24 protein-coding genes are annotated in these 24645 nt (G+C 60.2%); 9 read left to right on the top strand and 15 right to left on the bottom strand.

Annotated features, from left to right (window positions below; all coding sequences use genetic code 11):
- The first annotated feature begins 598 nt into the window (after positions 1-598).
- Positions 599-1606 (top strand): LacI family DNA-binding transcriptional regulator, encoded by a 1008-nt coding sequence (locus HB376_RS19240; protein ID WP_255631434.1) that lies wholly within the window; start codon positions 599-601, stop codon positions 1604-1606.
- Here the strand turns inward: HB376_RS19240 and HB376_RS19235 are convergent.
- Genes HB376_RS19235 through HB376_RS19220 form a run of 4 tightly spaced genes read right to left on the bottom strand, consistent with a single transcriptional unit; the run spans position 1596 to position 5162 of the window.
- Entirely contained in the window at positions 1596-2465 is an 870-nt protein-coding gene (locus HB376_RS19235; RefSeq protein ID WP_213765253.1) for a sugar phosphate isomerase/epimerase, read from the bottom strand. The two genes, HB376_RS19240 and HB376_RS19235, sit on opposite strands and share 11 nt — an antisense overlap.
- Positions 2462-3715, bottom strand: a complete 1254-nt coding sequence (locus HB376_RS19230) for an FAD-dependent oxidoreductase (RefSeq protein WP_213765252.1) — start codon at positions 3713-3715, stop codon at positions 2462-2464. Before HB376_RS19230 ends, HB376_RS19235 begins: the two co-directional genes overlap by 4 nt.
- A complete protein-coding gene (locus HB376_RS19225; protein ID WP_213765251.1) occupies positions 3712-4062 on the bottom strand; it encodes a Rieske 2Fe-2S domain-containing protein in 351 nt (116 codons plus the stop codon). The genes HB376_RS19230 and HB376_RS19225 overlap by 4 nt, the downstream gene beginning before the upstream one ends.
- 26 nt (positions 4063-4088) lie before the next feature.
- Complete coding sequence (locus HB376_RS19220) at positions 4089-5162, bottom strand: fatty acid desaturase (protein WP_213765250.1); 1074 nt, start codon at positions 5160-5162, stop codon at positions 4089-4091.
- Positions 5163-5462: 300 nt separating this feature from the next.
- On the opposite strand from HB376_RS19220, the gene HB376_RS19215 reads away from it, so the two are divergent.
- Positions 5463-6341, top strand: a complete 879-nt coding sequence (locus HB376_RS19215) for a phytanoyl-CoA dioxygenase family protein (RefSeq protein ID WP_346730527.1) — start codon at positions 5463-5465, stop codon at positions 6339-6341.
- Position 6342: 1 nt separating this feature from the next.
- On the opposite strand, the gene HB376_RS19210 is transcribed toward HB376_RS19215, so the two are convergent.
- Positions 6343-6693, bottom strand: a complete 351-nt coding sequence (locus HB376_RS19210) for a response regulator (protein ID WP_213765249.1) — start codon at positions 6691-6693, stop codon at positions 6343-6345.
- Positions 6694-6906: 213 nt separating this feature from the next.
- Between HB376_RS19210 and HB376_RS19205 the strand changes: the two genes are divergently transcribed.
- Positions 6907-7608 carry a YrzE family protein gene (locus HB376_RS19205; RefSeq protein ID WP_213765248.1) on the top strand — a complete coding sequence of 234 codons (702 nt, stop codon included), beginning with the start codon at positions 6907-6909 and terminating at the stop codon, positions 7606-7608.
- 218 nt (positions 7609-7826) lie between these two features.
- Here HB376_RS19205 and HB376_RS19200 read toward each other — a convergent pair whose 3' ends face one another.
- The 3 genes from HB376_RS19200 to HB376_RS41640 all read right to left on the bottom strand — a co-directional run bounded on the left by HB376_RS19200 (position 7827) and on the right by HB376_RS41640 (position 10588).
- Positions 7827-8411, bottom strand: a complete 585-nt coding sequence (locus tag HB376_RS19200) for a hypothetical protein (RefSeq protein WP_213765247.1) — start codon at positions 8409-8411, stop codon at positions 7827-7829.
- Entirely contained in the window at positions 8408-8836 is a 429-nt protein-coding gene (locus tag HB376_RS19195) for a nuclear transport factor 2 family protein (RefSeq protein WP_213765246.1), read from the bottom strand. Before HB376_RS19195 ends, HB376_RS19200 begins: the two co-directional genes overlap by 4 nt.
- Before the next feature lie 123 nt (positions 8837-8959).
- The gene (locus tag HB376_RS41640) at positions 8960-10588 is read right to left on the bottom strand and encodes an FAD-dependent oxidoreductase (RefSeq protein ID WP_213765245.1); all 1629 of its coding nucleotides are present in this window, start codon (positions 10586-10588) and stop codon (positions 8960-8962) included.
- 215 nt (positions 10589-10803) lie between these two features.
- Here HB376_RS41640 and HB376_RS19185 point away from each other — a divergent pair, with 215 nt between their 5' ends.
- The 4 genes from HB376_RS19185 (at position 10804) to HB376_RS19170 (ending at position 12924) form a co-directional block, all read left to right on the top strand.
- Positions 10804-11259, top strand: a complete 456-nt coding sequence (locus tag HB376_RS19185) for a MarR family winged helix-turn-helix transcriptional regulator (protein WP_213765244.1) — start codon at positions 10804-10806, stop codon at positions 11257-11259.
- Between the two features lie 194 nt (positions 11260-11453).
- Positions 11454-11768, top strand: coding sequence for an EthD family reductase (locus tag HB376_RS19180; RefSeq protein ID WP_213765243.1), 315 nt, complete (start codon positions 11454-11456; stop codon positions 11766-11768).
- Between the two features lie 131 nt (positions 11769-11899).
- On the top strand, positions 11900-12586 hold the full coding sequence (locus HB376_RS19175; RefSeq protein WP_213765242.1) for a type 1 glutamine amidotransferase domain-containing protein: 687 nt from the start codon (positions 11900-11902) through the stop codon (positions 12584-12586).
- 50 nt (positions 12587-12636) lie between these two features.
- Positions 12637-12924 carry a muconolactone Delta-isomerase family protein gene (locus HB376_RS19170; protein ID WP_213765241.1) on the top strand — a complete coding sequence of 96 codons (288 nt, stop codon included), beginning with the start codon at positions 12637-12639 and terminating at the stop codon, positions 12922-12924.
- Between the two features lie 76 nt (positions 12925-13000).
- Here HB376_RS19170 and HB376_RS19165 read toward each other — a convergent pair whose 3' ends face one another.
- The 3 genes from HB376_RS19165 to HB376_RS19155 all read right to left on the bottom strand — a co-directional run bounded on the left by HB376_RS19165 (position 13001) and on the right by HB376_RS19155 (position 18210).
- On the bottom strand, positions 13001-15778 hold the full coding sequence (locus HB376_RS19165; RefSeq protein WP_213765240.1) for a winged helix-turn-helix domain-containing protein: 2778 nt from the start codon (positions 15776-15778) through the stop codon (positions 13001-13003).
- A 458-nt stretch (positions 15779-16236) separates the two neighbouring features.
- On the bottom strand, positions 16237-16782 hold the full coding sequence (locus HB376_RS19160; RefSeq protein ID WP_213765239.1) for a hypothetical protein: 546 nt from the start codon (positions 16780-16782) through the stop codon (positions 16237-16239).
- 21 nt (positions 16783-16803) lie between these two features.
- Positions 16804-18210, bottom strand: a complete 1407-nt coding sequence (locus HB376_RS19155) for a carotenoid oxygenase family protein (RefSeq protein WP_213765238.1) — start codon at positions 18208-18210, stop codon at positions 16804-16806.
- A gap of 104 nt (positions 18211-18314) precedes the next feature.
- Here HB376_RS19155 and HB376_RS19150 point away from each other — a divergent pair, with 104 nt between their 5' ends.
- Positions 18315-19049, top strand: coding sequence for a WHG domain-containing protein (locus tag HB376_RS19150; RefSeq protein WP_213765237.1), 735 nt, complete (start codon positions 18315-18317; stop codon positions 19047-19049).
- Between the two features lie 101 nt (positions 19050-19150).
- Here HB376_RS19150 and HB376_RS19145 read toward each other — a convergent pair whose 3' ends face one another.
- From HB376_RS19145 to HB376_RS19135, 3 genes are all read right to left on the bottom strand, one after another.
- Positions 19151-19753 (bottom strand): SRPBCC domain-containing protein, encoded by a 603-nt coding sequence (locus tag HB376_RS19145; RefSeq protein WP_213765236.1) that lies wholly within the window; start codon positions 19751-19753, stop codon positions 19151-19153.
- A 362-nt stretch (positions 19754-20115) separates the two neighbouring features.
- Positions 20116-20985 (bottom strand): type 1 glutamine amidotransferase domain-containing protein, encoded by an 870-nt coding sequence (locus HB376_RS19140; protein ID WP_213765235.1) that lies wholly within the window; start codon positions 20983-20985, stop codon positions 20116-20118.
- Between the two features lie 115 nt (positions 20986-21100).
- On the bottom strand, positions 21101-22042 hold the full coding sequence (locus tag HB376_RS19135) for an NmrA family NAD(P)-binding protein (protein WP_213765234.1): 942 nt from the start codon (positions 22040-22042) through the stop codon (positions 21101-21103).
- A 249-nt stretch (positions 22043-22291) separates the two neighbouring features.
- Here HB376_RS19135 and HB376_RS19130 point away from each other — a divergent pair, with 249 nt between their 5' ends.
- Positions 22292-23170, top strand: coding sequence for a LysR family transcriptional regulator (locus HB376_RS19130; protein ID WP_213765233.1), 879 nt, complete (start codon positions 22292-22294; stop codon positions 23168-23170).
- Positions 23171-23443: 273 nt separating this feature from the next.
- Here HB376_RS19130 and HB376_RS19125 read toward each other — a convergent pair whose 3' ends face one another.
- Positions 23444-24628, bottom strand: a complete 1185-nt coding sequence (locus tag HB376_RS19125) for a serine hydrolase (RefSeq protein ID WP_213765232.1) — start codon at positions 24626-24628, stop codon at positions 23444-23446.
- Positions 24629-24645 lie beyond the last annotated feature (17 nt).

Below are 24645 nucleotides of genomic sequence, written 5' to 3'. Positions count from 1 at the left end.
CGGGGTGCTCCTTGGGCAGGTTCAATCACTGGTGGCGAAGCGTGTGGGTATCGGTGTTCGGAGAAGGAGGGGTTCACACATCCGGAGCTCTGGCGAGCACCGTGCTTTTGGGGCACCTATGAATGAAAACTGCACGCTGTGGACACTTAGGGTAGCGTGTTTGAAAGCGCTTTCTTTGCTTCGTTTCTTTGTCGCTTTGGACAAAGAAATGACGTGCCGCCACGCACAGTGGCTAATAGTGATAAAGAGAAAATCCGACTCTCGCAGACCACCACGGCCGAAAGCACCAACCCGGCACTGACTCCGACCGCTAACCCCAGAACCGACCAACCCGGCATAGACCCCGACCACTAACCCAGAACCGACCACTAACCCAGAACCGACCACTAACCCAGAACCGACCACTAACCCAGAACCGACCACTAACCCAGAACCGACCACTAACCCAGAACCGACCACTAACCCAGAACCGACCACCCCGGCATAAACCCCGACCACTAACACCATTGGCGAGTGCGATCATCAGTCCAGTCCCGTGGTTCATCCCCTAAACCGTATAAGGCTCATGCCCGACCCGACCAACCGCCGCAAAACGAGCATGGCCGACATCGCCAAGGCCGCCGACGTCAGCGAGGCAACCGTGGACCGCGTGCTCAACGGCCGCGGCGGCGTCTCGCGCGAGAAGGAACGGCGCGTCCTCGAATGGGCGCGCAAGCTCAAGATCGATCGGGCGCTCGACGCGGTATCGGTGCGATGGCTGCGCATAGCAATCCTTTTGCAACAACCCGTTGCGCCGTATTACGTCTATCTCAAGCAGGGTTTCGAAATTGCCCAGAAGACCTTCGAAGCGCAGCGCGTGATCTGCGCAGTGACCTACTTCGATAACCTCGAACCGGCGCGCGTGGTCGAGACCATCAGCCGCGCGACGCAGAAGGCCGACGCGCTGATCATCGTCGCGTATGAGCATCCCGACATCACGGCGGCACTGCGTCTGGTCAGCCGCGCGATGCCGGTCGTCACGCTCGCCAGCGACCTGCCGGGAACGGGACGGCTTGCGTACGTGGGTATCGACAATCGCGGCGCCGGACGCGTCGCGGGCGAGTTGATGGGCCGCTTTCTCGGCGATGCGGGCGGCAAGGTGCTCGTGATGACGGGCATGCATGATTTCCTCGGCCACGAAGAACGCGAAAGCGGTTTCCGTTCGGTACTGCGGCGGCGTTTCCCTAACTGCGACATCGTGGAGACCGTCGAGAGCCGCGAGCAATCGGCGGTCACCGAAAGCCTCACTCGCGACGCCTTCCGGCGTTATCCCGACCTGCGCGGGATCTACAACATTTCAGTCGGCGATGAAGGCGTCGGCGCGGCGCTCCAGGCACTCGACCGGGTTCGCTCGACAGTGTTCGTCGGCCACGAACTCAACGACATTTCGCGGCGCTTGCTCATTGAAGGAACGCTTGACGCGGTGCTCGACCAGAACCCGGCCGCCGAAGCAATGCGTTCCATCGAAATCATCTTGCGGCACTATCATCGCGATCCCGGCGTGGCGTTGCCGCAGCAAATTCCGGTCACGGTGTTGTTACGCGAAAACCTTCCGCTCAGCGACTAAGCGCTAACTGTGCGGGTTTTTCCTGGCAGCTCAGGCCATTCCAGAGTTCCCGAATCCAGTCGCGCATCAACTGCGATTCGGCCCAGCGATCGGTCGTGTCGTTGCCATCGCGACCGATGATTGCGTAAGGCTTGGGTCCGAGTTCGCACGTGAAGACCAGGGTGTCGTCGGGACCGGCACGCCGTTGCCACGATGCAAAGCCATAACGCCACCAGTCAAGAAACAGATCTACCCAGATCCGGTGAGGCTCGAATGAGATCTCTATCTGCACCTGTTCACGGCTCGCGACACGGCCGTGAAATGCCCACGAGTGGTCGAGAATCCGGTGCATGTCCGCGTGGTTTTCATCGGACACGGGCAGCGCGAATTCACGTCCGACCAGATAGTGCGAGATGTCGCCGAGCAGTTTCAGATCCGGCCGGGCATCGAGCAGATCGAGCGTGAAATGCAGGTCAGTTGTCATGCGGTCCCGATGCGTTTCGATATACACCGGAAAATCCACCTGCTCGGCGAGTCGCGTCCATCCATCGATTAACTTGAGCGCGTCATCGAGGCGACGTGGGCGTACATCGGGCTGCAAGTCGATGTGATGCACACCGAACTCGGTGGCTATTTCAAGGATCGGTTGCAGGTCATCTACCGTACGCGGAAAACATTGTGCTTCTGCTTGCAGGCCGAGCGGTCTTAACAAACCGCTAAGCCGACGCACATCATCGCGCGATGCGTAAGAAGCGCTGACGCCGTTGAAACCCGCTTGCGCGATCATCGCTATGTTGTCTTCAAGTGAACGTTCATGACCATCGGTATGACGGCGCTCCATTGCCCATAGCGACTGATAGATGTCGAGCCGTTGCGTCATAGCGCCTCCACGGCAAGGAGAGGTTTGAGCTTTACGCTGCGATCCGAGAGCAAGGAAGGTTCAACGCACGCACGCCGCGCAATCAACTCCTGTGCTACGCGCACGTCACGCGCGATCTCGCTTGCCTGGCCCACGCCGCTCGCGCCGACCAGCACGCCATCGCGATCCAGTGCAAAGAAGACCCGCGATGCGGCGCTCGTCTCGCGTACGACGGTCGTCACGCCGAACGCGGGCATGCCCGCAATCTGGATGGTCATGTCGTATTGATCGGACCAGAACCACGGGACTTCGGAGTAAGTCTCGCCGCGGTCCAGCATGTTGCGCGCGACAATGCGCGCATGGTCTTCCGCGTTCTTCCAGCATTCGAGTCGCATGCGCCGGCGGAACAGCCGGTGCGGGAACGAGCAGACATCGCCGGCTGCGAAGATGTGTGGATCGTTGGTGCGCAGCGTGTCATCCACCGCGATGCCGTCTGCTACGTCGATACCCGCCGCTTCCGCCAGCTCGGTGCGCGGCTTTACGCCAATGCCGGCGATCACGCAATCGCACGCGATGGTCGTACCGTCCGAGAGCTTTACGCCCGTGACGCGTTTCATGTTTGATCCGATGATCCGGTCGACTTGCACGGCGAAGCGCACGTCCACGCCCATCTGCCTGTGTCGTTCCACCAGATACGCCGCGACAATCTCCGGCACGGCGCGCATGAGTGCACGCGCTGCCGCTTCGATTACGATCACCTCACAGCCTCTTGCAATCGCCGTCGCCGCGATCTCCAGCCCGATAAATCCTGCTCCCACGATCGCGATCTTCCGTCCCGGCAACAACTCGCCGGCTACGCTTGCGGCGTCTGCTGCCGTACGCAAGACATGTACGCCCTCAAGCGTTGCACCGGGCACGTTCAAGCGACGCGGCGCCGCGCCGGTCGCGATCAGCAGGCGCTGATAAGCGACGGTATGGCCGTCCTTCAAAACCACCTTGCGCGCTGCGCGGTCGATCTCTTGAACGCTTGCATCGACACGCAGGTCGATGCGTTGCTCGGAGTAAAACGTATCGTCATACAGCGCACACTGCGCGGTGGTTTTCTGACCGAGCAACACGGCCTTGGAGAGCGGTGGCCTGTCATAAGGCGCAACCCCTTCGTTACCGAGCAGCGTGATCTCGCCGTCCCAGCCGTTATCGCGCAACGCATGGGCGGCGCGCGCTCCGCTTTGCCCGGCGCCGATAATCACCATGGCGGCCCGGTTTTTCATGACGCGGCCGTCGCTTGCGGCGGTACGCCGAGCAGCACTTCGCCGCCTTCAATACGCACCGGGTAAGTCTTCAAATGCACGCAGACGGGCGGGCTTTTGGGCTTGCCTGTGGGAATATCGAAACGTCCCTGATGCAGAGGGCATTCGATCTCCCGATTGAGCACGAAGCCGTCGGCGAGGTGGGCGCGTTCGTGGGTGCACCAGCCATCCGATGCAAAAAACCCTTCAGCGATCCGATACACCGCGTAACTCGCGCCTGCGTGATCGAAACGGATTACGTCTTCTTCGGCGATCTCGCTGGCAGCGCAGGCGACGACCCATTCGATGTTATTCGTTTCAACGGCCACAAAAGCCTCCGGGTGGTTAAAGTTGTTCAGATGCCCGACTGGGTCGCAAATGTTCCGTGCGGACCGCTTTCAACCGGCACCTTGCGTTCGATCACATGGTCTGGCTCGGAGCGCTGTTTCCATAACGCGGGCACCATCTCGCGATACACCGCGTAAAGGCTCGGATAAGCGGGCGGAAGCTGATCCTTGATGACTTCATGCAAACGCGGCAGCGCGTGGAACGGCACCATCGGCAAGAGATGATGTTCGAGGTGGTAGTTCATGTTCAGATACAGAAAGCGGAAGACCGGATTGATGTACACCGTGCGTGTATTCAACCGATGGTCCTTCACGTTGACCGCGAGCCCCGCATGCTGCGTCAGGCCGAGCAACTGATGCAGCCAGCCGCCGTAAAAACGGGGCGTCCACACGAACATCAGCGGCAGGAAACTACGGAGTGCGATGGCAAGTCCGATCGTGCCGATGACCACAAGCAGATAGATGCGGCATGACCAGATCATCTTCGGCTTTTCGGTGGCGGGGAGGAACGCGTCGGTGGTGGCATCTACACGGCCGAACGCATGCCGGATGACCTTGCGGATCTCTAGCGAACTACCTAGCAGTCCGAAGAAATCGACAATGATCGGCAAGACCTGCGTCGGCCGTGCGACCTGGATTTCCGGGTCACGCTCCTGGAAGTACGTGTGCGTGTGATGCCGCGCGTGGCTCCAGCGCCACCAGTAGCCTTCGCGGATCGTCATGAACGAAGACAGGTGATAGAAGGCGTCGTTGAGCCAGCGGGTCTTGAACGGCGTGCCATGGGCGAGTTCGTGCCAACGGGCGTCGCTGGACGAATAGATCGTGCCGTAGACCAGGAAGGCCGGCACCGCCCACCACGTTCCCCAACAGAACGCCGCCACCCAACCCGACGCTACCAGCACCAACAGCCATGGCACGAAGTTGCGGAGGCCTTCGGCGTCGCTGCGTTTCATCAACTCTTTCAGAACGGCGCGGGGAATGCGCGGCTGATACCACTGCTGGCCGATACGCTCATCGAGCTTTGGGTCGGTGAGGCCGGGCTTGGCCGCATCGCCGCCGCTGACGCCGGGAGTCGAGGACATGGGTTGTCTCCTGCTTATTTAGTGTTTCAAGCAATGTTTCAAGCAATGTTTAAGCGATGTCTGAGCACTTCCCGTCAGGTCCAACCGCCGGACGGCCTTCTTGTTGAGACAACGATAGATGACCACCGCTTGCTGCTCACTCAAAAAAATGATGGATTTCCATCAAGTACGTCTGCGGGCCGCATCGGCTATGGTTTTCTAAAATAGAAATTAAATTCCACCGAATTAACGTGTGAAATTTTCGTTGCATTGGTGAAAGCGGTCTTCTATGCTTGTGTGCATTAGCAGCCGGAGTGCTGCGTGAACTCGTCCAGGGAGACTGCTGTGGACAGCATGGAAGCCGGCGCGGTGACGCCTGAAGGAGTCGTTGAAGCGCTGCTGCGAGGACCGGGCGCGGTGCGTATTCGTGGCGTGTTCAGCGCAGTGCAGGTGGCAGAAGCGCGCCGCGTGGTGATGGCGCATTCGCAGGACCGCGCGCAGACGGTCACGCATTTTCAGGGACAGGCGGCCGAAGATCAGCGGTTGCATTTACAGCGGCGCGTGTGGAATCTGCTTGCCAAAGGCGACGTGTTTTCGGAGATGGCCGAACAGCCCGCTATTGTCGCGGCCATGCGGCTCTTTCTCGGTGACGACTTCATCATGGGGTCGATCGCAGCGAACCGGATCTTGCCGGACGGTCCCGGACAGGAGCCGCATATCGATTACCCGTACTGGGATTTTCATGCGGCGACGACATTTCCCGTTGGCATCAACACGAGTTTTCCACTCAACGCGCAAGTGACCATTCCACTCGATCCGTTCACGGCGCAAACCGGTGCGACGGCTTTTGTGCCGCACACGCAGCATGAATTGCGTTATCCCGGCGAGGGCGATGCCTTCTTCGAGCGCTGCGAGCGCATGGAAGCGGAGCCCGGCGACGCGATTGTTTTCTTCGGTGCGACCTGGCATTGCGCGATGCCAAACCACAGCACGCAGGATCGCAGCGCGGTGCTGATTCAATACCTGCCGAAATTCGTCAAGCCGATGGAAGATTTGCGCGCGATGGTCGGCGAAACGTTCGTCAAGGACGCCAGCCCGACAATGCGGCAGTTGCTCGGTTTGAACTTCCCGTATCCGCAGAATCTCGATGCAATCGCCGTTGCGACGAACGCCGAGGGTCGAAAAAACGCCATGCGCTGATTCAGCCTTCGGAGAATTTCAGCGCATGCTCCAAAGCGCCCGCGCTGATCGGCTTGTGCAGATAACCGTCGAACGGTTCAAGGTCCTTGTCCCCAAGATCGGTCCTGCCGGTGACCGCGATTACACACGCGTCGCGGGACGCACCTTCGTTGCGTACGCGCCGGCATAGCTCCCGGCCATCGGCATCGGGTAATTCGATGTCGAAGAAAACGACATCGAAACTCTGCGCCTGGATCAACTCCATCGCGGTGTGGCCGTCGTACGCAACTTGAACTTTGTGCCCCAGGCCGGACGCTATCGCGCCAAACGCGTCGGCTGAATCCTTATGGTCGTCAATAAACAGGATGTGCACGATTCCCTCGGCATTAAGCGGATGTTGCTGCTCTGCAAGCAGATGAACCGAACGAGATCGCGCGTTCGTGGTTCGTATGTAACACCTTGCAACGAAGATGCCAGCTTGAGCCGACCCTAAAGTGTGGGAACGGCGATTGCAGAGAGCGGTTGCCCGGCGCAATGTCGTCGGCAATCCGTTCGACAATCGACTTCCCGTTCAGAGGGGACACCTATGCGACTCCTGACTACTCAAGATGGCTTGCCCCGTATCGCGTGGGGCGCGGTCATAGCCGGCGTGATCCTGTCGTTGATCGTTTATTTGATCATGAGCGTGCTGGGGACCGCGATAGGCGCGTCTCTTCTCGCGCCCATGTCGCAGCCAAATCCCGGGCGCGTCTTTGGATTCGGCTCGGGCGTGTGGGTGATTGTTACAACCGTTCTTGCCGTGTTTATCGGTTCGTACTTTGCGGGGCGTTGCGCGCCGGTGCTCGGATGGCTTCACGGTTTGCTTGCGTGGGCTGTGATGACCTTGCTGCTTCTCTATGGCATGACATCGATTATTGGCGGGGCGGTCAGCGTGGCGGGTAACGTCGCGGCGACGACTGCGACCGTCGGGGCGGCGGCGGGTAATCAACCGCCTGGATCGCTCGCCGATTCCGCCAGGCAGCAGGCGCAGGCAGCGGTGGAGGGAGCAGCGTCGGCGGCGGCCGGCGCCGATGCGCAGCAGGACGCGATGCAAACGGCGCAGACGGCCGCGCGTGGCATTGCCCGCGCGACGTGGTATTCGTTTGCGGCGCTGGTGGTCGGCGCCATCATCGCGGTGGTGTCCGGCAGCGCGGGTTTTCGCCATCAGCCGCCGTTTGAAGAAGGCGGCGGTTCAGCACGCGATGATGCAGTAGTGACCGATGCAATGGGACGGCGAAGGGTTTCCTGACCTGAACCTGCGCGGACTGCAGGCCGGTCGGGTTCGACTGGCCTGTTTCCGGGATCTGACCGCCGGCATGGCTGCCGCTATCAACTGGCGCTAATACGTTGCCCGGAGCGCTTACGGGCAGGTCTGGCATACATATAGTCCGGGAATTGGAGGAGGCGTGGGTAGCGATGTCCGGAATAGACTAGCGCGGGACATTCACGTGACCTCGACGGACGGTGTCAGGAGGGAATCGGCAAAGCAATGTCCGTGGCCATTTTCCAGCCGGATCCGGTTCGCACCCACTCGAGGATCATCAGGAACGGTTTCGGTACAGGGGTTTGTCCCGCATACGCCACGGTGATCTTGACCGGCACATAGGTTTGAACAACGTCCGCCGACAGCGCGACTTCTCTTTCGCCAGCATAGTCGGGGGCAATGTAGAACGGCCCTTTATAGATGTCTTGAAGATGCTGGAGGACCGTATCGTTACCCCAGAAACCCGCCCATCCCCCTTCGCCAGGCGTCGCAGTTTTCGCGACGAATACGGCTGTGGACGAGTTCCAGACGAACGGCCGGACGGCCTCTATGTCGTGGCGATTTTCCGCATCAATGAGACTGCGATACAGCGTCTTGATCGTGTGTTCGGTGGCGGCGTCGAGCGGTACGGCGTCGTCGCGCTGCTGGGCCGCCACCGAAGGCAGGGACGCAGGCAACGTGAGGCACAGCGCGCCGAGGACGGCGGCAGCGCGAGAGCGCAATGTCGTCGTGACGGCTGCTTGTGCGGCCTGAATCACATGATCCGTTTGAGAAGAGGAGAGGTTCATCGTTCGCTCGTCCTGTCGACAACGTCTGCCAGGCCGCCGGGGAACATCGCGTCCGCTGCGGCAAATACGTTGAGTGCTTCGCGCAGCAGGACGATCTTGCCGTTCGCGGCGGTGCAGTGCCCAAAGAAGCGTTGGTGGACCGTTTTGCCGGAAATGCCCGATTGGTGATGAATCGTGTATTCGCCAAAAGCCTGCTCGGGCGTGTCGATATAAATCTGTACATCAACGAAACGAAAACCCGGGTACATCCGTTCATGCAGAAAGGTTAGGAATGCATCAATGTTCGCTGGCCCTTCATAACGCGGCTCAACCCCCAGATCGGACAGATAGGGCAACTCGAGCGCGCCATTCTCGGCAAAGAGCGCAGCGGATTCGCGCGCGCTTCCATCGATGTACGCTAGCAGCAGTTCCTTTGCGGTTTTCATGATTCAAGCCTCCTCGGCGGGTTGAGCAATTGCCTGGGTCGCAGAAACGTGTTTGCCGGTCTCGCGATTCAGGCGTGTTATCGAACAAGAGTGGTCAATGAGCGGCTCATGCGAGCGGCATGGTTAAATTCCCGCCAGCACCTGATGCACCATGTGCACGACGATGGAACCTTCTCCCACCGCCGATGCAACGCGTTTCACGTTTCCCGCACGCGCGTCGCCCACGGCGAACACCCCTGGCAGACTGGTTTCGAGCATGTAGGGACGTCTCGTGAGCGTCCACGGCTGCGGCGGCGTGGCATTTTCCAGATCGCGGCCCGTCAGCACGAACCCTTGTCGGTCGAGCGACAGGCAGCCGGCAAGCCATCCGGTTTTTGGTGACGCGCCTGTCATGACGAAGACATGGCGGACCGGCTGCGTGGTCACTTCGCCAGTCGCCTTGTCGAGCCACGACACCTCTTCAAGGTGGTCATCGCCGCTCATGCCGGCGAGCTCGCTGTTGAAGTGCATGTGAATGAGCGGATTTTCTTCAATGCGCTGGATCAGATAGCGCGACATCGTGTCCGCCAGACCATGCGACCTGATCAGCATCTGTACGCCCGCAGTGTTCTGTGCGAGAAACACGGCGGCCTGCCCGGCGGAATTGCCGCCGATGACGACCACGGGCTCGTCCTTGCACAGTTGGGCTTCCATGAAGGTGGCGTTGTAGTAAATGCCGCGACCCGTAAAGCGATCGATGTTTGGCAGCGCCGGCTGGTTGTACGTGGCGCCGGTGGCAAGCACGATGGCGTGGGTGAGGATCTGTTGGCCGTCATCGAGTGAGAGCCGGTAGGGGCGTTCATTGCAGTTCAGGCGTGCGACGTTGCGTGCCACCATGATCTTTGCACCGAATTTTTCCGACTGGGCGATCGCGCTTGTCGCCAGTTCCTGACCGGACAGCCCGGTTGGAAAACCGAGGTAGTTTTCGATCCTCGAGCTGGAGCCAGCTTGTCCACCGGGCGCAGCACGCTCGATCACGAGCACGTCGAGCCCCTCTGATGCGGCATACACCGCGGCCGCTAGTCCTGCGGGACCGGCGCCTACGACCACGATGTCGCGCACTTGGGAATCGTCGATATTCCTGTTGAAACCCAGCGCTTCGGCGACTTCGCGCGGCGTTGGATTTCTCAGCACTTTTCCGTTGTTGCAGATCACGACAGGGACGTCGTCGCTGCATACGCCGAAGCGATCGAGCATTTCCTGAGCCGTGCGATCGGTGTCGAGATCGACGTAGGCGAAAGGATGGCCGTCTCGCGTCAGGAATTCTCTAAGCGCGAGCGTCCCGGGGGAATAACGTGAGCCCAGAATGAGCACGTTGCTATGACCATCGCTGGACAACTTGAGACGACGTGCGAGAAACGCCTTCATGAAGATGTCGCTTAGCTCGGCATCCTTGCCGATCAACGTGCGCAAATTTTCTGCGCTCAGTTCGAGCAGGCTCGATGACGTGACGGCCTGGCATCGGTAGATCGATCGCCTGCCGGCAATCATCAGCAATTCCCCGGAAAACTGGCCTGCTGAGTAGGTCGTCACCGTTTGCTCGATGCCACCCGCGAACGAGATGATCCGGATATTGCCGTCTATCACGACGTACACCGGCGGCGTGTCGTCGTCAGGGTCATAAAGCACTTCATCGGCTGCGGCCTGTCGCGGTTTCGTGAAGACGCGAACCCGTTCAAGCTGCGATTCGGTGAGTATCGGCGCGTAAGACATGACAGCCTCCTGTTCCGGCAGCGCGACCTTCAAAACCCGCGAGGAGCGTCCGGCTCGCACCGTCGCCCGCAATTTGATGATGGGTCGCTGCAGCGGAATTCGCGAATAAATCGATATAAATTGCTGCTAACGCAGGGTTGCGGGTGCGACACAACGGGAATGGAGCATATGCACGGATTTATCTATACTCGAACGATCGTGCTCAGGAAATCGATATGAAAGCTTTGCAGTGCAATTGCTCGACCCTTCGCAGCGCGGCGCGAGTACTCAGCGCCGCGTACGACGAAGCGCTCCGCCCCACAGGCTTGAAGATGACCCAGTTTTCCATTCTTGCGCGCCTCGCGGCCGTTGGTCCGATTACGCAAAATCAGTTTGCCAACGTGCTTGCTATGGACCGCTCTACCTTGGGACGAAATCTGCGGCCTCTCCAGCGCGATAAATTCGTGCGGCTCGATATTGGCGAAGACCGGCGTGAACGTGTCGTCGACCTCACCGCGGCCGGCCGGCGCATGCTGGCCAAAGCGATGCCGCTGTGGGAAGAGATCCATCAGCGCTTCGAAGACAGCTTTGGCGCAGCGGAGGCGGTTCGGCTTCGGCATGCGCTTAATGTCGTCATCAAGGTTGGCCGCGAGTTGTCCTCGCAGAACGAGGACGGCGTGGACCAAGCCTGATGAAATGGCGCGCTCATTATTCACATGCCGGCGGCGGGTGGCATGCATTGAAGGGCGTTAGCAACCTTTAGCAACGCTTTAGTTGCTGCTAGTGTTCCGGCTGCACGAGAATTGGCTCATCGTGACCTTGTGATGTGGCGTCCGTCACATTTCTGCCCAATGGGTCCCTGCCATTCCCGCTGAAGGAGCGCGTCATGATCAAGGTTAGCGTGATGTACCCGAACATGGCCGCAGCCCGGTTCGATCATGAGTATTACCGGGACCGCCATATGCCGATGGTCAAGGCCAAGCTGGCGGAAGCTTGCGCGTACTACACGATCGACAAAGGTCTCGCCGGCGGAGCGCCCGAAATGCCGGCGCCCTATGTCGCGATGTGCCACGTTTTCTGTGAATCGGTGGATGTGTTCCAGGGCGGCATGGCGCTTCATGGCAATGCGATTTTTGGTGACATCATCAATTTCACTGATCTCGTTCCGGTGGTTCAAGTGAGCGAAGTCGTGGTCGGGTAGCAATACGCGCCACGAAAGAGTAGTCATACTAAGAAAATCCATAGCTGTCATTGACCTGTTGCGCCGGAGTCGATCATTGCGACACGTTGCGTAGCGGGATACCCTCGACATCATCATTCAAGGAGCGCGCCATGAAAGCCCTTTTTGTTATTTCCAGTTTCGAGAACGGGGCCTGGTTGTCGGAAATCACCCATCCTTACTGGCACCTCATCGAACGTGATGTCGAGGTGGATTTTGCCAGTCCGAAGGGTGGCAAGGTCGGCTGGTCTCCCTATAGCGATCCCTATGCGGAGGGTACGACGGAACCTCACGACCTGGTCAGCAAGGGATTTCTGTCCGATCCCTCGCTGATGGCGAGGCTTGCGACGACCCTCGCCCTGCAGGATGTCGAACTGGATCAGTACGACGCCGTTCACGTGGCCGGCGGACAAGGCGCGACCTTCGACCTCTATCCGAACAAGGACCTCGCGAAAGTGCTGGAGCATTTCTGGATGCGTGAAAAGATCGTCGCCGCGATCTGTCACGGAGCGATCGCACTCGGCAATATTCCCGAACTGATTCGCGGCCGGCGCGTCACGGGGTATCCGGCTGCCGGCGATCGCGAACTGGAGCGTCTCTTCGGCGCGGGTTTCATTCCGCGCTATCCGCAGAAGGTGCTCGAAGAAACGGGAGCGCGCTATCAGGAGGCGGGCACCGATGCGCCGTGCGTTGTCATCGACGGTAAATTGCTGACCGGTCAGAACCAGCAATCCGCTTCGGAGTACGGCATCGTCCTGTATCACTTGATGTCGGGTCACTCCCCTGTAGTGAGTGCATAACGCTTCGGCATAGCATCAGATTGTTGGCGGGCTCGCTGTTGGAGGTGTCCATGTTATATCTCGTCCATATGCAGGTTGTCATTCCCGCAGGCACGAACCCGGCCGAGCTTGAGCGTTTGCAAGCGGCGGAAAAAACTTTCTCGCAGCGATTGCAGACAGAGGGCAAGTGGCGACACCTGTGGCGCGTGACCGGGGAGTTCGCGAATTACAGTGTGTTCGATGTCGAATCGCACGATGAACTGCACACGTTGCTCACCGCGTTGCCGCTCTACCGGTTCATGACTTCCGTCCACGTCACGCCGCTTGCGCAGCATCCGTCGGCGCTTGTGGTGAACTGAGCGTGATGGCTGGCGTCGCATGTCTGGACGCCTGCGCTGCCACTCTTCGGATGGCGTCGACTCACGGGCCCGCGAACTACGGCGCGCAGTTGTCGAGCAGCTGCAACGCAGCCTGATAGTCCGGCGTTGCAGACTTGTCGGGAAACCGTTCGAGCACAGACTCAAGCGAAGCTCGCGCCTCGTCGAACCTGAGTTGATCGCGCAGTATCCCGCCAAGCGTCGTCGCGCTGCGCAACTCCCAGGCGAGTGCGCCTTGTTTGCGCGCGATTGCAAGTGAGCGGGCCAGCATCTCGATCACGCTGCTGACAGCGGTCGTGTCGCGCTCGCGAAGTAGCTTGCAGGCTTCGAGGCGCAGGATTTCCGCCGAACACCAGATCGGGTTCGTGGACCAGGCGCGCTCAATCAACTGCGGCGATGCGAATCCTTCCGCGAGCACGCTGTATTCCTCGAAATGCCGATAGCCCCATTGCGTGTCATCGCAGCGCCGGCGCGAGATGGGCATGGCGAGCGCGGCAAACGTGGTGGTCAGAAAGCGTCGATAGGCCTCAGCAAACCGATGCCAGAACGACACGGCCAACGCGGCGGAATGCTCCTCCAGAAGCACCAGGTTGCGGCTGGCCATTGCCAGTTCACCTGCCCATAGCGCAACGGGACACGCCCCCATCGCCGTAGCAAAGCAAATGGACAGCGTGTGCTTGCTGGCTATCGCCACCGATACACTTTCGTCCGCCAATTCAACCGCACGTGTCGAATTGCCCTCCAGCCAGAACACGCGCGCGAGCATTGCGTGATGGATCACCTGCGGTACATACAGGAACTGTGTTCGCTGGCTGTCCGGCACTGAGGCCGAAGCCGACAATGCAGACGAAAGCCATTCCCTCGACGCCGGCAGATCGCCTTGATAAACGTGGGTAATGCCTCGCATCGTCATATAGATGCTTTGCCCCAGCGTGTCCGGATGCAGATTGGCGTACGTCTCGGCTTCGACCAGCGCCGCGTCGTGTTGCCCGAGACCCTGGTGATACCGCCAGGTGCCAAGAGCGGCCATGGTTCGCGTTTCCACGTCACCCAGCTGTTCTGCGATTTCGTCCACTCGACCATAGAGTATGGGCAATTCCGGCGCGCTGCCCTGGGTGTTGTAGAGCGCCTTGCCGATCGCAATGAGAATCTTGGCTTCGGCCCGTAGCGTCTGTTTCGACGGGGCACCGATGAAGGTGAGCGCTCGTCGGCCATACGACATGTATTCGTCGACCAGCGACAGATTGTCCCAAACGAACCACGACGCTGCGGTCAGCAGTAGTCCCAGGTTCCTGTCGCCACTTTCGCTAAAACACCATTCGAGCGCGATGCGGATCTCAGCGGCGACCTGCCGGAAACTGGTCAGCCAGTTCACGTCGTTCATGCTTTGCTCGAATGCCGGCTCGCTCACCCGTTCATAAAAGTGCCTCGCGTGCCGTTGACGAAGGAGGTTGGCCTCAGGGTCGTCATGCAGTTTCTCCAGCGCGTACGCACGCGTCATGTCGAGCAGGCGAAAACATACCCTGCCATTCGAAAACTGCAGCACGACCAGCGACTTTGCGACGAGATTGTTCAGCGATTCCTTGACCCTTTCTGCATCGAATATGTCATCTGGAAGGACCGCTACGACCGATTCGCGCGTGAATGTCGCCTTGAAAACGCCAAGCCGGCCGAATACGGCTTTCTCGGCATCGTTTAGCAATCCGAAACTCCAGTCGAGCGTCGCGCGTAACGTGCGGTGTCGCGGCTGCGCGGTTCGGCGGCCCTTGGTCAGGAGCGCCAAACTGTCGCTAAGTTCCTCGACGAGACCGGCGAGTCCGAACATGTCGATGCGCGCGGCTGCAAGCTCGATCGCGAGCGGAATACCTTCGAGCTTGCGGCACAGGTCCGCGAGCAGCGGGGCCTGCGCATCGGTGAGGGTGAAATCGCTTACGACCGCCGCCGCCCGCTCCACGAAGAGTTCGGCGGCGGAAAACCGGATCAGGGCTTCGGCGGTCATCGGCGTGTCAAGTTCGGGCGGCACCTCGAGCGCCGAAAGCTGACGGACGGATTCGCCTTCCGCACGCAGCGGTTCCCGACTGGTGGCCAGAACATGGACATCGGGCGCGGTCCGCAGCACCGCTTCGACCACTTCCGCCGCCCGGTCGATGACGTGCTCGCAGTTGTCGAAGACCAGCGCGACGTGGCGATGTTGAAGGTGATTGACGATCGCCGAGAGCGACGTCTCCGACGCAACCGGTACGCGCAACGCTTCGGCGACCACAGTCGACACCAGTTCGGGATCGCTCAGCATGGCAAGGTCGATGAAGAAACAGCCGTCCCTGTAGCAGCCCTTGAGTACGTTGGCGACTGCGAGCGCTACACTCGTCTTGCCGATACCGCCCGCGCCCACAATGGTCACGAACCGATTCCCGCTGACCAGTTTCTTGATCTCGTTGACGAAGGGATCGCGCCCGACCAGCCGCGTCAGTGGCAGAGGTAATTCAGCAGGAAGGGTGCGCTGATCGGGTACCGGCTTGTGGCGTTCGACCTGCGTTGCAAAGCGGTATCCTCGGCCTGGCACATTGAGGATGTATCGTCCCCGATTCTGGCTCTCGCCGAGAGCCTTGCGCAGCGACGTGATGTGGACGCGGAGATTGTTCTCATCGACGATCGTCGTCGGCCAGACGCGCGTCACGATCTCCGCATTACTGACAACCTCGCCGGCGCGCTCGACCAGTAACACCAGCACTTCGAACGCACGCTGCCCAAGGGAGACCCGCTGCCCATCGCGGACAAGCGAGCCTTCTGCGGGACTCAGCCGGAATGGGCCGAACGTGTAAGCAGTTTTATCCACGCAAGCTCTCGATGTCATTGTTCGATGCACAGTGCAGCGAGCGCGGCGGCGCGCGTTTGTTGCACGAAGACTGTCAGCAGCGCGGCGGTAATCGGAGCATGTGTATTCGTATGTCGAAAGCAGCTTTCGATCTGCCGTTATTTCCCGTGAGTGGGCCTAACAGCGGACAGGCAATCGTGCTGCATCGCGGACGATCGGACGCGCCGGTATACAAATTACGAACGGCTTTCGTTGCGTTCGGGGAATACGGGTACATACCCATAATAGTTCACCGAAAGCCGTGAAATCAATATTTTGCGCGTTTCAGTCTGAAGGGGTAGCGGTGATCGCTACCGTGCTGGCGCGCCAGCGGTGAGTTCGCGCTGCTTTGCGCTTAAAGATATTGGAGTTAATTGCTTGGTGCGGTCAATTACCTACAGAGGCTGGCGACGCCCGACGTGTCGGCGCAACTCCTTGGTTCACGCGCGCTTAGCCGCCTGCTGTTCGGGATACCATGACGTAAACTTCATCGCCGCGACAAGTGCCACTACCGTCGCGATGACTCCCGTCGAATGTGGCAGCGCGGGCACGTAAGCCATCACGATATCAGCCATCGCGAGCACGCCGAATGCAATGGCCCACACCGCGCTGATCACGTAGTTGATGCGCGCGAAATCCGGGCTGTCCCAGTGCTCGCGACCAACGGTCTCGCGTGCGTACTGCAGCGTGAACGGCTGCCGCAAAGCAATCGACGCCAGCACGATCAACATCAACCCCGCATCGACGCGCAGCCGAACCGCGGCGATCGACCATTGCACATTATTCGTGAGCGCATAAGCCGTAAGCGCGCCGAACAGCAAGACCGTACCGACCTCCAGCAGCTTGACGCGGCGGCCCGTCGCGAGATCGCGCACCAGCAAGACGGCGGCGATGATCGTGCCGGCCGCGAGTCCCGCCGGCACACCGGCCAGGCGCTCAATCACTGCGAAGGCGATAAAAGGGGCAAACGCCAAAAGAAGATTCATCTCGAGCTCCAGAGTGTCCAGTCATCCACGCGCCAGCGCAAGGTCGCGCGCCGCGATCCAGTTACCATGAAAACCGTTCGGCACGCGGTGAGGAATCTCGACCGTTGCGAGCGGCCCTGCCGAAACATGCCGCGCATCGAACACCAGCAGATCGCTGCGCATCTGCACACCACGAAACACCACCGCGAGAATCCAGCCGTCGCCTTCTTCCGACCCTGCCTCCCGCGGCACGAACACCGGCTCCGATGTCGCGTCGTCATCGTCCAGCACGTAGACGTCCTTCCGCGATTCGCGTTCGTGGTCGATATGCACGATCCGCGTAAAGAGACCGCCGCCTTGTTCGGCGTGCCCCGCAAGCCAGCCGTGACGATACTGCGCGCCGGCAAAGCGCTCGTCGACGCGGGGAAACTCGCCCGTCGCATCGGCGATCACCTCACTGGTTGCGATGCGCTCAGGGCGACGCAGATCGAACGTCCAGCGGCACAGACGCGCATGGCCGACATCCCCGATTGCGCGGCCATCCGGCCAGGGGAAATTCGGCGGCGCATCGAATTGCATCACGTCCATGTGAATGCAATCGTCACGCTCCCATGCGTTCATCACGTGAAAGACGAAGCACACAGGACCCTGCCACCATTCAATCTCGCCGCTTCCGTCGCGACGCATCAGACCGACGAACGTGCCGAACTCCGGTTCCCACGCATAGGCGGGACCGCCGGCCTTCACGCGCGCTGCGCTCGCGGTCAGCGGCGCCACCGGAAACAGCAGATGACGCGACGTGAACGCGAAATCGTGGACCATGCTTGCGTAAGGTGCATCGAACCGGCACACGCGCGTCACACGGCCATTCGCATCGATGCTGCCGGCGGTCATTTCCGCGCCGAGTCCGTCAGCTCCGCCGTAGCTGAAAAACAGCAACTCGCCGGTACGCGGATCGCACTTTGGATGCGCGGTGAACGCCCCCCGCAATACGCCGCCGAAGTCGACCTGACCGCGCGTACCCAGCGTCGCCACGTCGAGCTCAACCGGAGGATGTGCTTCTTCCAGCGCGAGCAGCCGGCCACCATGCATCAGCACATTCGTGTTGGCGACACCGTCGTCGAATGCCAGGCCTTGCGGGGCTGCGGCGCCCAGACCGCGGACGTCCGCGGCGGCGCCTGCCCGCTCCGCGCACCATCTCTGCGTGCGAACCCAGCGGTTCCGGTATGTAACATCGCCATTCGAGAATTCGAAACGGTGCACCATCCCGTGCCCCGCAAACCAGTGTTGCGCGGCATCCGGATGGTGCGGATTCGGGCCATTGCGCACCAGCGCGCCTTCCAGCCCGGCCGGTAACGCGCCGCGTATGAACAATGGTCCACAGTCCGCTTCGAAGTCGATCGGCGGATGATTCGAGCGGTATGAAAGCGGTTGGGCAAGCTGGTTCATGTCGTCGGCTCCGTATGTTTCCAGTGGAAAGATTTTGACTTCATCGTCCCGCGAGGTCAAGATATCTTTTCATTGTAAAAATCTATCGGAGCAGATTCATCGTTATGAGTGAAGCGTCAGCACACCGCAAGACGCCGGCGCGAACGCCGGCGGAAACACCGCCGATCAGCCCGGCGCGCGACAAGCCTTACCACCACGGCGCGCTGCCCGAAGCGCTGTTGCAGGCCGCGGAGTCGGTGTTGCGGCGAGACGGGCTGCGCGGTCTGACACTGAGGGCGATTGCGCGCGAGGCCGGGGTGTCACACACTGCGCCGCAACACCACTTCGGCGACATAGCGGGCGTGCTGAGCGAACTGGCTGCGACCGGTCACCGGCGGCTGGCCGCGACGATGGCCCAGCACGCAACGGGTATTGAACGCGGCAAGGCGCGACGCAAGGCGATCGCGCGCGGCTACGTGAGCTTCGCGGTGAACGACCCTGATCTGTTCCGGCTCATGTCGCGCAACGAACTGCTCGATCAGGCGCGGCCGTCGCTGATCGAGGGGCGGCAGGTTTCGATGCGTGGCCTTGCCGGCGTCTTCGGCGACGATCCGGAGCAAACGCAGGGCGAAGCAAAGGTGACGGTGCGGCCGGACGCGACGCAGGCTGTCGCAATGACCGCCGCATGGGCTTATGTCCACGGACTAGCGTTGTTGCTGATTGACGGACGCCTCTCGGGCCTCGCCAAGGCGGCTGAAGGCGTAAGTGACGCCGAACAACTCGTCGATGCCGCGATCGAGCACTTGCAGATTGTCCCTGATAGTGACGACCCGGCTCGCAACACACACGACTACGGCTGACTTGCGACCATCAATGCGCGCTCGAGTCAGCCGTCGCCAGAGCATAGGTGGGCACTGCGCTGACCGAGTTCGTCGATGCGCAGGTGTCACGACAATACCCCTCAGCCTTCCGATAGTTTTTTCAGCCGCGTGATCCACAATTCGTGGCCCCGGTGCAGCACGGCAGGGTCCGACTTGCGTCCGGCTACCGCTGCGGGTCCCTTGGTTGCCTCTTCCGTTACGACGTGGCAAGACCCGTGCGAGGGGGTGAGCAGCCACGTGTGGTATGCGGTGACGTCCGGGCCTTTACCGAACCACCCGAGGCGTGTTTCAGGAGAATATTCGGCAACCGTACTATCGATATGTACCCCGAATGTTTTCCAGCCGAATTGCGTACTGGCTCGCAGGACTGACCCGCCACCGGAGATTCGTACGTCATGAGAATTCGGATACCACTGCGGCCAACGTCGGGCACGGACGATGTGATTCCATACCGTCTGGCACGGCGCATCGATCATGATCTCGTTGTGCGAGAAAAGGTCAGCTTGTTCGGGGCCCAACGAAGTGGGCCAGTGGATTTTATTCGAGCGGCTGGCTAGGTCAGTATCAACCTGATCGGCGAACGCGGACTGGGATGTTGCCAGTGCCATGACGCCCAGGCACAGAAAAGCTGCCAGGATAACCGCGAGTATGCGAGGGCGGCGCCAGCCGTTGTAATTGTTCACGGAACCGCCTTCGCGACATGCTGAAAAATTTATTAAGGATTGCATTTTAATACTCCATATCCACCAGGAAGGTATCAAAACCGGCCCGTAGATAATTGACCATAGGCTGGCAAGTGTTTAACGCTTGGCTTGATCGTCAGGTGAATGAACATTTCATTCGAACCAAACGCTGGGCCGGGGGCGCAGTGCCCGGCAGTCAAAAGCGACTGAGGAGCTGCTTGGTTCTCACGCCGGGAAGTCCTGCGCAGATGCTTTGCCGCCACGATCCGCAGCATGAGAAATAGCTGTGATCTCGTCGTTACCCGGCCGCGTTCGAGGTCGAACAACTTGTATCGAGGAGGCAGACGGGCCTGTGTCGATCGCTACTTCCGAGCCGACAGGGTTTGCAGAGTGAGATCGGCCAGGGCAGCATCGGATGCCGGATTCTGTCCGGTGATCAGTTCCCGGTCTTGCACGACATTCGATTTCCATCCCGCCACCGTCGACACCTTGCCTCCCGCGGTTTCCAGTCCTTGCTGCGGCGTGAATAGAGGATCTGCATGAAAGACGTTCTTCGCCGCGATGGATTCTTCTTCGTCGCTGAAAACGGTCATCCTGTAACCTCGATACGGCCATTTTGCGGCCAGGCTGCGAGCTTGGCCGACATTGCCAGCCTGCAGCGCTGCCTGGTTCGAAGCAGGGTCGCGCGTCGCGGACAGCAGCGCGACCGGACCGTGGCAAAGGAGCACCGTCGTGCGGTGATGCGCATGAAAGTATCGGAGAATGGAACCCAGATCGTCGTTTGCCATGAGATCGATCATCGGGGCGGGACCGCCCGGGACGAAGATCGCTTTGTACTGGCTCAGGTCCTGATGAGCGACCTCGTTCAAGGTGAGCGGATGGGCGAGCCCGGTCAGCGTGCCCTGGAATCGCTGGGCCGATTCGAGCGCGTCCTTGCTTCCACCAAAGTAATCTGTGGTGACGGACGACTGGTCCACTGCCGGGACGTTACCTTTGGGATTGGCGAAGACAAGTTCGTATCCGGCCTCAGCGAACTTTTGAGCCGGTACGGTAAGTTCGTTGAGGTAATACCCGGTCTCGAACGTCTTGCCATCTTTCAGCGGCAGTACATGCTCGCTTGAAAGTACGATAAGAATCTTTCCCTTCGACTGCTGGGCGAGCAGCGGAGAGGACACGAATGAAGCTATCAGGGCTGCAAGGGCGGCACTAATCAAGCGTTTGCCAATTGTCATCTGAAATCCTTGTGTAAATCGATGTCGCCACACCCGCGCGAAAGGAACCGGGACGGAATCCGCATGGCGCAGCACGCGTGGTGTACAGGCATACGGCCGACGTTGCGTATCGTGTTCATGCGATGGACTTACTAATCATTCCGGCGAGCGCAGTTTCGAGCGAGGTGCCTCCGCGCGTGGTTTCGGTAGCAGGGCGTTCAAAGGCAATCCAGCCGGTGTTGAAACCATTTAGCATCTCGGCCATCGCGTCGGCCGATCGGGAAGTGAGTCCCCACGAGCGATAGGTCGAAAGCCATTGCGACTCGGGCTGTACCTGGGCTGTTACAGGTCTTCCAAGGACCGTCGCCAAAGCGGCAGCGATATCTTGAGGAGAGTATCGCCGAGGGCCCTCGAGTTCGACGATGCGTTGCCCGCTCCAGTCGGCCTGCAGAACGGCAGCGACAGTCATACCGATATCGGCGGTGGCAATCATCGGCACCTCGCGGTCGAGCGGGTTGAGCATGCTCGGCAGCACGCCGGTCTCCTGCACAGAGGTGATCAATCCAGCGTAGTTCTCCATGAACCATCCCGCCCGGATCGAGGTGACGGCGGGCAAGTCTGCGAAGGCGCGCTCCATGTGGTGCAGCTTTAAAATTGCGCCGGTGCCGTGGGAATGTTGAGCCCCAATTGAAGAAAGCAGCACGACCTTCGTGGGGGATACCGCACGCAGGGCTTCGTTCAATGCCTTCAGTGCAGCAGTGTTTTCTGCGAACATGTCTTCGGACTCGAACCAGGTCGGCGTCATGATGAAGATGCCGTCCACGCCGTCAAAAGCGGTTTTCAACGCATCACCGTCGTAGGGGTTTCCTACGACGACCTGCGCGCCTCGCGCGCGCCACGCTGCCGCCTTTTCCTCGCGGCGAACGATGGCTCGAACTTCGCTTCCATCGGCGAGCAGCTTGGTCGCTGCCGTTGTGCCGACATTCCCGGTCATTCCCATGATTGTGTAAACGGCCATGAATCCATCCTTTGTCGTTAACCTGCCGCCGCCGATGTGGCGGCGCTTGATGGATTGCATTTAATGACTTTGACGGCTTGAGATAAAGAGGGCTCTGGTTCAAGGACTATCCGCCCTCGCTTGATAATCGCTTAGGATTGGCCGTTCCAGAGTGTCGCTGCCGCGTCTCGCCGGGAGCAGCCGTTGAATGCGAGAGGGCCGGGTGCGCAATGTTGAAGGAACGAACCCGGCGACTATTGACGGTTAATTTAACTTCCAGACTGGGTAAAATGGCACTATGGATTAGGGCTTATCAAGCAGAGGTTGTTAATGGATCGTCTGACGGGTATGGAAGTCTTTGTGCGGGTCGTTGATAAGGGGGGATTTACCGCAGCGGCTGAAGCAAGTGGTATGTCGACGACGATGGTCAGCAACCACATCCAGGAACTGGAGCGACGGCTCGGCGCACGGCTGCTGAATCGCACGACACGGCGTCACAGCTTGACCGAGATAGGCAAGGCATTTTATGACCAATGCATAGATATCCTTACTAGAATCGATGGTGCGGAAACGGAAGCTCGTGAAATGCGCTCAGAGCCGCGAGGTCGCTTGCGGGTAAGCGCACCTGTGTCCCTGGGATCTCATCTGCTTTTGCCTTTGCTCGCGGACTACTTCAAGGCGTATCCACGGGTGGAAGTCGAACTGATGCTAAACGACAGGCTGGTCGATCTGGCGGATGAAGGATTCGATGCCGTGTTTCGCTTCGGCAAACTTGGCGATGTAGGGTTGGTTGCGCGGCCACTGCGGGGCCTCGGCCGGATCGTTTGCGCGTCCCCAGCCTATCTCGCGGAACAGGGCACGCCAAGCAGTCCCGAGGAATTAGCCTCGCACAATTGTCTCTGCTTCCACTACATTCAGCCAGAGCGTGAATGGCGCTTCGACAAGCCCAAGAGCTGCACTATCTCGGTGTCGGGGCAACTGACGGTAAATAACGGTCCGGCGCTCCTGATGGCCGCGCTGGGCGGCATTGGCATTGTCATGCTGCCGGACTTCCTGGTGGCGAACGACATAGCGTCAGGCCGACTAGTCCAACTGTTCCCGGAAGAGGACTTTTCGAGAGCGCCACTGCAACTGGTTTATCTTCCGGATCGTTACATGACACCCAAGCTGCGAAGCTTCGTCGACTTTGTCGTGGAACACCTTGCTTGAGTGGACCCGGGCTAGGTCGAGCCGAGCGCTGGGTCGGTAAGACGTCGATCATCGCGTCGATGCCAGTGACTTGGCTGGCCTCGGACACTGTCATGCCAGGGCTCGTCATGGCTAACTCCGATCCGTCCAGCGGAACGATGTGTCGGCTCTATGCTGGCGATCCAAGGTGCCTGGCGAGCGAGGTGTGTACTGATGCGACAACAGACGCTCCCGCTTCTGCACCCCAATTTGCTTACTTGCTCGCGCGCCGATACGACAGCCTGCGCCGCGGCCTCACTTCATCGCCGCGATCGCTTCGAACAAGGCGAGGTTCAGCAGTTTGACATCGTTATTGGCCGGTTCCGGTTGTGACGAGAACTTGGCGATCACCGTCTCCCGTGACGGGTCGACGTATAGCCACTGGCCATGGATGCCGATCGCGAAGCAGGCTCCGCTGGCGTTGCCGACCTGATGCCACTTGTTGCGGTACTTGCCGTTCGGCAGCCAGGCTGAGAAGGTTCCCCGTCGCCATGCCTCGGCGCTCCCGCCCGAGAGCGTATCTTTCATCCAGTCCGCGGGTATCAGCCTGCGCTTGCCGACGGTACCGCCGAGGCGTACCAACTCGCCGATTCTCGCCAGATCGCGCACCGTCATGCACAGGCCGCCGCCCGAGCGCGCGGTGCCGGCGAGGTCCACCGTCACGCAGCCGTCCTGCCGTAACCCCAGTGGCTGCCACAGACGCTTGGACGCGAAGTCCGCGTAGCGTTCGCCCGAGGCACGCTCGATCACAAGGCCGAGCACGTCCGAGTTGGGGGAGCAATAATGGAAAGGACCGCCGTGCTCCCCCGCACCTTTGGGCAGCGAAGCGAGGAAGCCGATCACGGTCTCCGGTTGCTCACCGTCTCGCCGTGGATCCAGCAGGCCTGCCCGGCGGTAGCGGGCATAAACGCCGGTTGGATCGAGATAGTCTTCGTTGAACGCGAGGCTGGTGCGCATATCCAGTACGTGCCTTACGCGGGCGTCGCCAAACGCTGAATGCGCGAGCTCCGGCACGTAATGCGCGACCGGGGCTTCAGGGTCCAGAAGACCGTCGCCGACGAGCACACCGGCGAGCAGGCCCGCGACTGACTTGCTAGCCGAAAACAGGATGTGGCGGCTCTGCAGGGTAAAGTGCGGCGCGTGAAAATCAGCGACGAAACGCCCGGCTCGCATTACCGTGATGGCATCGGTCGAGGTCTGCCGCAGAATCGCCGCTACCGTGCGGCGTTCGCCGTCGAGCACGAATTCATGTTCGGTCAGCGCGCCGGCATCGACCTTGGGTTCTTCGGGAAGACCGGGCGCGGCCGGGATTCGCGCCGTCGGGATCAACTCGTGGACATGGCGAAAGGCCCACACATTCCAGGGCGCCTCGCGCCAGTTGCCGTGCCGGACGCTGTCCCTGCGAAAGCCGTAGTCGCTTTCGAAATGTGAAGAGATCATCTTGGCTGCAGACTCCC

The organism is Caballeronia sp. dw_19 (assembly GCF_018449515.1).
GTDB lineage: Bacteria > Pseudomonadota > Gammaproteobacteria > Burkholderiales > Burkholderiaceae > Caballeronia.
This window is presented reverse-complemented; position numbering and strand designations above follow the sequence as displayed.